Source organism: Paenibacillus sp. GCM10012306, from assembly GCF_042649265.1.
Lineage (GTDB): Bacteria > Bacillota > Bacilli > Paenibacillales > Paenibacillaceae > Paenibacillus_AQ.
Window position 1 is genome coordinate 1 of the sequence record NZ_JBHRYW010000026.1, and the last position, 10,403, is coordinate 10,403.

The following is a 10,403-nucleotide window of genomic DNA, read 5'->3' on the forward strand; positions in this document are numbered from 1 at the left end:
GTAAGCTAAACGGGGGTAATGTAAGCTAAACGGGGGTAATGTAAGCTAAACGGGGGTAATGTAAGCTAAACGGGGGTAATGTAAGCTAAACGGGGGTTATGTGAGCTAAATGGGGGAGATGTAAGCTAAACAGGGTTATGTAAGCTAAACGGGGGTTATGTGAGCTAAATAGGGGTTATGTAAGCTAAACGGGGTTATGTAAGCTAAACAGCGGTTATGTCAAACTAATCAAGGGTTATGCAGACTGAATAAGCAAGATGTAGGACTGACTAAATAATGAAACATGCAGATGAGGAGGAATAAAGGGGGAAGATGCTCTCCAAGCTCGCTAAAGCGTAAATAACGGCATTTATGTACCTTAAATTGTCTGCAATGAAGGGGTGGCATAGATTAAGGGCATTTTTGTACCTTAAATCTCTCTAAGAATACCCTTTGGGGTATTTATGTGGAAAAATAAGGTGCGAAAATGCACTTATTTTCTCTTTTTACTCCAAAATGACTAATATAAGGTGCAAAAATGCCCTTAGTTGGAAGTAGGTTGAACTTCGACTACGTTTATTTAAGGCTGTATAATGATGAAGGATGAGAAAACGAAAAACCAAAAAACAATAACCAAAAAAACGAGATCAAATAACTGTGAGCAAATAAACAAGAACCCAAGAACCCAAGAACCCAAGAACCCAAGAACCCAAGAACCCAAGAGAAAAAAACTAATACCTTAAAAGAGAAAAGTTAGTCAAAGAATTGGGGCGGGGATTGAAACTGTAGTAGCACAAGCGATCAAGCGAAAGGTGGCATTCTATGGCTCGCTGAAATATGTTGAATACATGTTGTGTCTGCAGTACTTTCGCAGGAAAGTTCGCACTTGCAGCATAGATCGACGCCAGAGTTTAACCGTTAAAACCGATTATCATAATTGAAGAATCTGGGACAATAGCGACTTTTATTCCATGCTTTACGAGATGATGCCACCCCTTTTTGCTCGCCATTTAAGTTCGCGATGTGTGATCGCAATCTAAGCGCGCAGCTTATGTTTTCACCTTAAGTTCTCACCTTATTTTCGCAACTGAAGTTCATTTTATTAGTGTTCATGTATAAGCCACATGGGGCAAGCACTGCTTTTGTAATATAGCCATATATTATTAGAAGTATCTCCGTGTTTCATTTCACATATTGTTAAACTTGCATATATCATTTATAATCGGCCTAATGAATGATAGGGAAGTAACTTAAAAGGAAGTGTATGATTTCATGACAACTAAGCTCAGAGCCGGCATTGTCGGCGGTACTGGAATGGTAGGCCAACGCTTTATCGCTTTACTAGAGAATCACCCTTGGTTTGAAGTAACTGCAATTTCTGCAAGCAGCAGATCCGCAGGCAAAACCTTTGAGGAATCCATTGCGGGCAGATGGAAGCTGGATACTCCACTTCCTGATAGCGTGAAGAATATTATGGTTCAGGATGCATCCCAGGTAGAGGAATTCGCCAAAGATGTGGACCTGATCTTCTGTGCAGTAGATATGAAGAAGGAAGAAATCAAGAAGCTGGAAGAAGACTATGCACGTACTGGAACGCCGGTCATTTCCAATAACTCCGCCCATCGCTGGACGCCGGACGTTCCGATGGTGATCCCGGAACTCAACCCGGAACATATTAAGGTGATCGAGCAGCAACGTAAGCGTCTCGGTACCACAACAGGCTTTATTGCCGTGAAGCCAAACTGTTCTATCCAGAGCTATGTGCCTGCACTGCATGCGCTGGCAGCATTTGAACCGGAGAAGGTTGTCGTAAGCACATACCAAGCGATCTCTGGGGCAGGCAAGACGTTCGCTGATTGGCCGGAAATGATCGACAACGTCATTCCTTACATTGGTGGCGAAGAAGAAAAGAGTGAGCAGGAGCCGCTGCGGATCTGGGGTGAGCTGACCGAAGAGGGCATTGTGAAAGCTTCCACGCCTGTGGTAACTTCCCAGTGTATTCGTGTGCCGGTTGCTGACGGTCATATGGCATCGGTATTCGTATCCTTCAAGAAGACGCCTTCCAAGGAAGAGATCCTGGAGCTGTGGAAGAACTTCAAGGGCCGTCCGCAGGAACTTGAGCTGCCAAGCGCTCCGAAGCAATTCATCACCTATTTCGAAGAAGAGAACCGTCCACAGACGAAGCTGGACCGGGATATCGAGAACGGCATGGGTGTTTCCACCGGACGTCTGCGCGAAGATTCGCTGCATGACTTCAAGTTTGTTGGACTGTCGCACAACACGCTGCGCGGTGCAGCTGGCGGTGCGGTACTGATCGCAGAACTGCTCAAAGCGGAAGGCTATATTCAGCCTAAAGCGTAATAAATTACACGATAATCACCCGTCTTCCTTCTGGATGGCGGGTGATTTGTGTTTTTTTTCGGCTTTTTGGTGAATGTAATGGTATGATAGTCAAGTGCAAAAGTGAAGGAACATCTGAGGAATAGTAATGGAGTGATAATATGGGATCAAAAAGCAAAGGCGGCGGCACAGGCCGTGGAACAGGTAGCAAGGGTTGGACACGCTGGAATAAGTCAGCCAAGCCAGTAAAGCCCAAGTTCGTGAAGGGCGGTGCCTCCGGTGCTTCTGACGCCAAAGGAGCCGCAGGTGCCAAGAGTGGTTCGGTAAAACCAGGCGCGAATAAAGGTGGAGAAAGCCGCTAGGCAGCTTCTGGTATAGCATATAGCAGGGAGAGCAGGTTTAGCATGAGAATCAATAAGTACATAAGCCTGTCCGGCGTCTATTCCAGAAGGGAGACCAATCGGTTAATTGCCGCGGGGCGGATCAGCATTAATGGTGCTGTCTGCGAAGAAGGCGCAGAGGTAGAGCCAGGCGATACGGTGCTTGTGGACGGTCAAGCCCTTCCGGAAGAACGTTCTGAACCGGTGTATCTGGCCTTGAACAAACCTGTCGGTATTACTTGCACGGCAGCTAGAGAGGTTCAGGGCAACATTATAGATTTCGTTAACTATCCGGCGCGGATTTTTGCGGTCGGTAGACTGGATAAGGCGTCGGAGGGACTTATTCTTTTGACGAACAACGGGGATATCGTGAACAAAATGATGTCTTCGGAATATGGGCATGAGAAGGAATACGTGGTGGATGTAGACCATCCGGTTACAGACGAGTTTCTGCAAAACATGGCGAGCGGTGTGGGCATCTTAGGGGTTATCACCAAGCCCTGCCGGATCTACCGGGAGAGTGAATGCCGCTTTCGGATTATTCTTACCCAAGGGCTCAACCTCCAGATTCGCAGAATGTGCAAAGCGCTCGGTTACAGAGTATTGAAGCTGGAACGCATTCGAATCATGAACATTACGCTAGACGGTCTGGAACGGGGGCAATGGCGACACCTGGCAGATGAAGAGCTGCAGAACCTGCTAACAAGGCTGGATGAAGCGGCAAAATAGTACAAAAAAGGTGGTGTCTCGCTGACTAGCGGACACCACCTTTTTTATAGGTTTGGAGCGGATTGACTTCGCTCCTTGTCAATACACAGTTACGGCCTTGTAGGCGCGGCCTCCATGGCCTGTACGAATGCTCTCGCCGCAGCGGTGACATCAGGGGCTCCAGCAATAGCGGAGATCACCGAAATGCCGTCTGCGCCGGCAGCGATGACCGGTGCGGCATTGGCGGCCGTAATTCCGCCAATACCAACAAGCGGGATGTCGATGCCAGCCTCCCTAATTTCCATTATGAGCCTTGTGCCTTGAACAGCCCGCGCGTCATCTTTGGAAGATGTAGGGTAGACTGGACCGATGCCAAGATAGTCTGCACCATCGGAGATGGCTTGCTGCACTTCTACCATGTTGTGAGCGGAGACGCCGATGATTTTGCCAGACCCGAGACGTCGTCGAATCGATGCGGCAGGTTCATCCTCTTGACCGATATGCACTCCGTCGGCATCGAGCTGAATAGCCAGTTCAATATCGTCGTTGACGATAAAAGGAATGCCCTCGGCCCTGCACAGAGTCTGGAGCGACATTGCCAGTTCGAGAAGGGCTTGTCCGTGGAGGGCACCGGGACCCTTTTCGCGAAACTGGAACATCGTAACACCGCCCTTGATAGCTTCCTTCAGCGTGTCGTTCGGTGTCTTATGACAATTGGCAGTGCCCATTATAAAATATAAGCTCAACTGCTCCTGCAGCTTGTCTCTGTCCACTCCATTCATCCCCGATTCCCCCGCAATCTGTTCTGATAGGCAAAATGGTTCGTCGGCCCATGCCCCGCACCGATGGCCAGTCCATCCTCAATGGCTGCCTGAATAAAGGCTCTGGCCGTATGAATTGCTTCTGGCACAGTCTGGCCTTTGGCAAGCTCTGCAGCCAGTGCCGCAGAGTACGTACAGCCTGTTCCGTGCGTATGACGGGTGTTTACACGTTTATTTTCCATATAAAAGAACGAATGTCCATCGTACAGCAAATCAATCACTTGTTCTGTCGACTCGTCATGCCCACCCTTAAGAATCACATAGCGGGAGCCCATGCCAGCGATAATACGTGCTGCTTGCTCGCGGTCTTGCAAGCTGGTGATGCTATGACCCGTGATTAGCTCTGCTTCCGGGATGTTGGGCGTCGTTACGAACGCCAGAGGCAGCAGTCGGGTGATCAGGGCGGCAACTGCTTCTTGCTGAAGCAATGGCGAACCGCCTTTGGCGACCATCACCGGATCAACGACAAGCCGGTTCCAGCCATACTGTGTCACCTTGTCGGCAACAATACCGATGATCTCGCTGCTGAACAGCATGCCGGTCTTGACAGCCTCCGGCTGCAAATCCTCTCCAATGGAATCCAGCTGTCTTGCTACAGCTTCCGGGTCAAGGGGATAAACCCCTTGCACGCCCAGTGTATTCTGGGCAGTTATCGCCGTCAGCGCGGACATGCCATATACGCCCAGTTCCTGAAAGGTTTTCAGATCGGCTTGAATCCCAGCACCGCCACCGCTATCTGACCCAGCTATTGTTAGCGCTTGATAGACGCTCATTTAAATGCTCCTTCCGCAAAAACTTTGCCTGATGTATTTGAAACTTTAGTGGTAGAATTAGATTTCTCTAATCAGCGATCGTTCTTGGTAAATGTCTGGCGTAACCAACGAAAGCTGGTTCAGGAACTCGATTTGAAAGCTGCCTGGACCCTGGCCATGTGTCAGCTCCTCGGCAATTTCTGCGGCTACGCCATAGAAAGAAATCGCTTCGGCTGCAGCTTTCAACGGTGAATCGCCACCGACAGCCAGGAAAGCTCCGGTTACGGCACTGAGCAGGCACCCGGTTCCGGTGACTTTGGTTAGAATGGGATGACCGTTGGCAGCGATGTAGGTTGTTGTACCATCGGTAATAACGTCCTCTTTGCCGGTGACGATCACGATGCAGCCCAGCTTGCGCGCAGCCTTTTGGGCTAGCTCCACAGCATCACCGTCACCTGTGCCAGCGTCTACACCCTTGATCGTCCATTGCTCCCCGGCGACATTGGCTACCTCGGCGACATTGCCACGCAGCGCTGTTAGGGAGATTGAATCGACCAGCTTTTGGACGATGTCCGTCCGATATGCGGTTGCCCCGGCACCTACCGGATCAAGCACCACGGGCGTACCATGGGCATTGGCGGATTGTCCAGCCAGAATCATAGACGGGATGACCTGTTCGTTCAGCGTGCCGATATTCAGTACGACAGAAGCGGCCATTTGAGCTACATCGGCAACTTCTTCATAGGAGTCCGCCATGAACGGGGAAGCACCGAGGGCCAACAGCCCGTTGGCCGAAAAATTGGCCACAACAATATTGGTGATATTGTGAATCAGCGGATTTTGCTCCCTTACCTTGGACAAATAAGTCATAGGATTGCCTCCCGAGAAAATTAGATTTGTAACGCGCTATTATAGAACCCGCCCATTGGCATCTTGCCTTACAGATTGCGATCTACAAATTGATAAAAGCCTCTTCCGGCGCTACTTCAGCGGATAGCAGGCCATTTTCCTTCAGCCATTGTTGCACCTTGTTCCAGGAATCCGGGTCCTGATAGCCAAACGGCTCGTTCCCCGGATCCATCAGCGGCAGCAGAATCTCCAGACTTTTCTTCTCGATGTCTTTGTCAAGCGGAGAAGTCTGATCTTCATGCTTGAACAGAAGAGACAGCGCTTTTTCTGGATGCTCCTTGACGAACTTTTGACCTTTGGCGGCGGCGGTCAGAAATTTTTTGAAATAAGCCTGAGAGTTCTGCATTCCTTCTTGGCTGGCTACCAGCACAAGCTCATAATAATCTGGCACCCCGTAATCCGTCGGATTTAGGGAGGTTACCGGATGTCCTTCTTTTTCCAGGATCAGCTGCTCATGATTGATAAAACCGCCGATGATGGCATCCGTTTGCCCTGTGGAGAGGGCCGGAATGAGATTGAAGCCAACATCTACGAGCTGTAAGGATTCTGGATCACCTCCGCTGCTGCGGACCATCGTTTTCACCATGGCTTCATAGAGCGGGATGGAGGAATAGCCTACGGTCTTCCCGGTCAGGTCAGCAGGTGTCTTCACAGAAGAGTTGGCCGGAACCATCAGATGGTTCAAGGGATGTCTGACAATTGCGGCGATGGAGAGGACAGGAATCTGCTCACCCCGTGCCATCAGCACCTGTGGCTGATAACTCAATGCGAGATCGATTTTGTTAGCAGCTACGAGCTTCAACGCATCATTGCTGTCTGCCGGCATTTGAATCTCTACGTCTAGCCCTTCCTCGGCAAAATACCCGTTCTCCTGAGCAGCGTAAAGGAAGGAATGGACAGCATTCGGGTACCAATCCAGCATCAGTGTGAGTTTATGCGGCTTACTTGCTGCTGCCCCGGTTTCGCTTCCAGAGCTTTTAGACTTTACCTTTTCGCCGCAACCGCTCACAAGCAACACTGTCATTGCAAGCAACAGAAGCGGAACAATCTTTTTGAACCTGTGATGTCTAGTAATCATTTGTTGTGAAATCCTCTTTTCTTAAAAATAATCTTCTCAATCATAGCGATAACGAGAAACAAGCCAACGCCCATCGCGGATAGCAAGACCACTGCGGCAAACATTTCTTTGCTCTGCAAGTTCCCTGCCATTCTGCGGCTAAAATAACCGAGCCCTTTGCTGCCACCGAGCCATTCGCCAATCGTTGCCCCAATCACACAGTAGACCATCGACAGCTTGAGGCCGGAAAAGAAAGAGGGCAGCGCCAGCGGAATTCGTGTCTTGAGCAGAATTTGGCGTGTGCTGGCACCCATGGTGCGGAGCAGGTCCTCGTAGGCAGGAATCTTCTGCTGCAGCCCATCATAAGTACCAACTACCACTGGGAAAAAGGCGGTCAGGAACACCACGGCGACCTTGCTCCACAGCGTGTATCCGAACCACATAATGAAGACAGGAGACAGCGCGATCAGCGGAATGGTCTGGCTGATGATAACAAAGGGATACAGTGCCTTTTCCAGCGGACGCCACATATGCATGCCAAGTCCCAGTAAAGTACCGCAGGTGACGGACAAAGCATAGCCAAGCAGTACCTCTTGTAAGGTGGCGGGCAAATGTAGCCCGAATAGTAATTTCCTGTTTTCAACCAGAGCGGTCCCTATGGATAGAGGACCCGGGAGAATGAAGGGGGGCAGGACATCTATCCGCGCCAGCGTCTCCCACAAACCGAGAATAAATAGCAGCAGAAGTAAGAACGGTCCATAATTCCGCCAGCTTGTTCTAAACAGCAGTTTTGTCATACAGTCTGCGCTCCAGTTCAGCCCGCAGCTCTATAAACCGCGGCTCATAATTCATTCGGCAATGCCGGGGCCTCGGCAGATCCACGAGTATTTCCTCTACTTGTCCTTCTGCCCGTCCAGGCAAGAGGTAGATGCGGTCACTGAGCAGCAAAGCTTCTTCCAGATCATGCGTAATGAAGAGAATCGTCTTGTCCAGCTCATCCAAAATCTCCAGTAACCAGCTATGCATTTCTCGTTTGGTCATATGATCGAGTGCCCCAAAGGGCTCGTCTAGCAGCAGTAGGTCGCCCCCCGTAATAAGCGTTCGCAGAAAAGCTACCCGCTGCCGCATTCCGCCTGACAATTCATGGGGGAATGAATTTTCAATGCCAGCCAGACCTAAGCGCTCCAGCAGTTCAATAACCTGACTAGTAACCTGGGCTTTGCTACGGCTGCGCTTGATCTCCCAGGGAAGCAGACAATTCTCCAGTACCGTCCTCCAGGGCAGCAGCAGATCTTGCTGGGGCATGTAAGCGACCTGGCCTAACCGCTTGGCGGTAGCCGAAACTCCGTGAAGATGTAGCTCTCCGCTGCTCGGCTCCAGCAATCCGGCGATAATTTTGAAAAGCGTGCTTTTACCACATCCACTGGTCCCGACAACGGAAACGAATTCACCTTGGTGAACCGTAAGGGAGATGTCTGTCAGTACCGGTGCCAATGCAGATTTGGCGTAGGCGTAGGATAAATTGTGCACAGAGATGATTTCCGTAATCACCGTAACCTCCTTAGCACGATAAAAAAAGACCCCTTTATCTCCCGGCGGAAATAAAGGGGTCTAAAATTTAAGTTTGCAAAAAGAAGAGCCATGCAATACCCGAATTTCAGTTCCACTTCCCTCCGCTGGTATGATCCAGATCAGGTTCCAAGGGTCCGAAGCTTACCGCTTTCGTCTCAGCCAAATACAGGCTCCCCTAGTGAAAAAAGGTTTTATCGCTATCAAGTTTCATAATTCGGATATAAATATACCATATTTTATAGTATTGTAAATAGCAGGGGCTGTTTTTGTTAAAATCAGTGTGCCTAAAAATTAAGAACCAGTGTATTCAATCCATTCAACTAAGGTGATCTCATTGGAATTAGACAAAGCAATCTGTAGCAGTATCGGGAATTATGAAAATGCGCTAACCAAAGGGAAGAAATATGAAATACTAGCTGAAAAAGAAGAAAAAATTAGGATCGTCGGAGACCACGGAAGAAGCGTTTGGATTGATAAGTACTACTTTAATTTTACTGACGAAGAAGTGCATATATTGACTGATTGGAAATTCGATGATGACCTTGAAACAATGGAATTCATTGAAATTACATTAACATTTAATGATCGAGTAAAACGTTGGTGCATCATTACAACACCGGATAAATTAAAGCAGCATTTTGCTAGACAAGCAGCACTAGAATTACCAGGAATTCATATAGGACACTTGATAATAGTGCAAACGATAGATGTTGATACTGTTAATGCTTTTTTGCGAGAAATGGATGACCAAGGGGAATTACTTAATGCGTCATTACCACTAGATGAAGTATCAGAAGACGAAGATGTCTCCGGGCTATCCTAAAATACTAGTAGCATGACAAGAACGCTAAAATAAAAGGAGTGACAAGATGAAAGAAAGGACTGCGAAAACAAAATTACAAATAGTTATGTTTATGTCGTTAATGTTTATTATCATTTCATTGATGCAGTTATTCGCAAGTATCTTATTAGAGAGACCAACTTGGGTGTTGATTGTACAATTCTTTCCGATCCCAATATTTGTTGTTATAGCAATTGTGATAATTTTAGACTTAGCGAAGCAAGGTTTTATGATATTTCAAGGTCAATTGGTCAATAGAAGAGGTAATATAGTTATTGTAAAAACATCTGATGGAAGAGAAATGAAGTTCAAAATAACTACTGATCAAATGAAAGAAATACAAAACGATAAGGATATTGAAATACGGTACTATAAGAGAACAAAAGCAGTGATAAATATAACAAATGTCTAGCGTGAATAAGAGGTTTTAGACCTCCAGAGGGAGTAATAAAGTGCAAATAGTATCTGAAGAGGGGAATTGGAACGATTAATAATTAACGACAAATAATAGGTGGAGAAAATATTACAAGAGATGACTTCTTAGGTGAAACAGGGTGGTACAAGCTGATTTTATAAGATAGTACCTGGCAGCGTCGCGGCCGGAACTGAGAATTTAATACAATTGTTCGAAGGAAAATAGAAAGTTATCCATAGTTTACTTAGCACATAGAAACCTCCAGGTTCGCGTACATGCGCGGATCCGGAGGTTTTTTCATCGTTAGCGCTTCTGATTCAGCAGCTGCGGCTTTAAGGGACTTCAGAAAGGTAAGGAAGATTGCCTACATAGAACGCATTAAAAAAACTGCACACCCTGAACTTATTGCCGAAGTGAAATTAACGACATTTTTGTACCCTAAATCTTCTGTAGTTAAGGGGTCGACGGTAATTAAGGACAATATTGTATGTTAATTCTACCGCAATAGTCCATTTAGCGTAATTTTTTTCAAAAAATGCAATTAGAATAAATAGTGGACACCCGTTAACGGACAGACCGATAATGAAATCAGTGGAGGTGTGTTCACTTGGGAGAACAAAGACAACGAT

Annotated in this window: 11 protein-coding genes and 1 riboswitch; of the genes, 5 read left to right on the forward strand and 6 right to left on the reverse strand. The window is 47.6% G+C overall.

The window, feature by feature from the left end; all coding sequences use genetic code 11:
- Positions 1-1,251: 1,251 nt before the first annotated feature.
- From asd to ACFORK_RS28945, 3 genes are all read left to right on the forward strand, one after another.
- On the forward strand, positions 1,252-2,340 hold the full coding sequence (gene asd, locus ACFORK_RS28935; protein ID WP_379205533.1) for an aspartate-semialdehyde dehydrogenase: 1,089 nt from the start codon (positions 1,252-1,254) through the stop codon (positions 2,338-2,340).
- A gap of 140 nt (positions 2,341-2,480) precedes the next feature.
- On the forward strand, positions 2,481-2,681 hold the full coding sequence (locus ACFORK_RS28940) for a DUF3934 family protein (RefSeq protein ID WP_379205534.1): 201 nt from the start codon (positions 2,481-2,483) through the stop codon (positions 2,679-2,681).
- A gap of 42 nt (positions 2,682-2,723) precedes the next feature.
- Entirely contained in the window at positions 2,724-3,428 is a 705-nt protein-coding gene (locus ACFORK_RS28945) for a pseudouridine synthase (RefSeq protein WP_379205535.1), read from the forward strand.
- A gap of 89 nt (positions 3,429-3,517) precedes the next feature.
- On the opposite strand, the gene thiE is transcribed toward ACFORK_RS28945, so the two are convergent.
- The 6 genes from thiE to ACFORK_RS28975 form a co-directional block, all read right to left on the reverse strand.
- Positions 3,518-4,189 (reverse strand): thiamine phosphate synthase, encoded by a 672-nt coding sequence (gene thiE / locus ACFORK_RS28950; RefSeq protein ID WP_379205536.1) that lies wholly within the window; start codon positions 4,187-4,189, stop codon positions 3,518-3,520.
- Positions 4,186-5,001, reverse strand: a complete 816-nt coding sequence (gene thiD, locus ACFORK_RS28955) for a bifunctional hydroxymethylpyrimidine kinase/phosphomethylpyrimidine kinase (RefSeq protein WP_379205537.1) — start codon at positions 4,999-5,001, stop codon at positions 4,186-4,188. Before thiD ends, thiE begins: the two co-directional genes overlap by 4 nt.
- 57 nt (positions 5,002-5,058) lie before the next feature.
- Positions 5,059-5,850 carry a hydroxyethylthiazole kinase gene (gene thiM / locus ACFORK_RS28960; RefSeq protein ID WP_379205538.1) on the reverse strand — a complete coding sequence of 264 codons (792 nt, stop codon included), beginning with the start codon at positions 5,848-5,850 and terminating at the stop codon, positions 5,059-5,061.
- A gap of 82 nt (positions 5,851-5,932) precedes the next feature.
- Positions 5,933-6,967, reverse strand: coding sequence for an ABC transporter substrate-binding protein (locus tag ACFORK_RS28965; RefSeq protein ID WP_379205539.1), 1,035 nt, complete (start codon positions 6,965-6,967; stop codon positions 5,933-5,935).
- A complete protein-coding gene (locus ACFORK_RS28970) occupies positions 6,964-7,743 on the reverse strand; it encodes an ABC transporter permease (RefSeq protein WP_379205540.1) in 780 nt (259 codons plus the stop codon). The genes ACFORK_RS28965 and ACFORK_RS28970 overlap by 4 nt, the downstream gene beginning before the upstream one ends.
- Entirely contained in the window at positions 7,724-8,497 is a 774-nt protein-coding gene (locus ACFORK_RS28975; protein ID WP_379205541.1) for an ABC transporter ATP-binding protein, read from the reverse strand. Before ACFORK_RS28975 ends, ACFORK_RS28970 begins: the two co-directional genes overlap by 20 nt.
- Before the next feature lie 100 nt (positions 8,498-8,597).
- Positions 8,598-8,705: riboswitch (TPP riboswitch) on the reverse strand.
- A gap of 147 nt (positions 8,706-8,852) precedes the next feature.
- Between ACFORK_RS28975 and ACFORK_RS28980 the strand changes: the two genes are divergently transcribed.
- The gene (locus tag ACFORK_RS28980) at positions 8,853-9,341 is read left to right on the forward strand and encodes a hypothetical protein (RefSeq protein WP_379205542.1); all 489 of its coding nucleotides are present in this window, start codon (positions 8,853-8,855) and stop codon (positions 9,339-9,341) included.
- 46 nt (positions 9,342-9,387) lie between these two features.
- On the forward strand, positions 9,388-9,771 hold the full coding sequence (locus tag ACFORK_RS28985) for a hypothetical protein (RefSeq protein WP_379205543.1): 384 nt from the start codon (positions 9,388-9,390) through the stop codon (positions 9,769-9,771).
- Positions 9,772-10,403 lie beyond the last annotated feature (632 nt).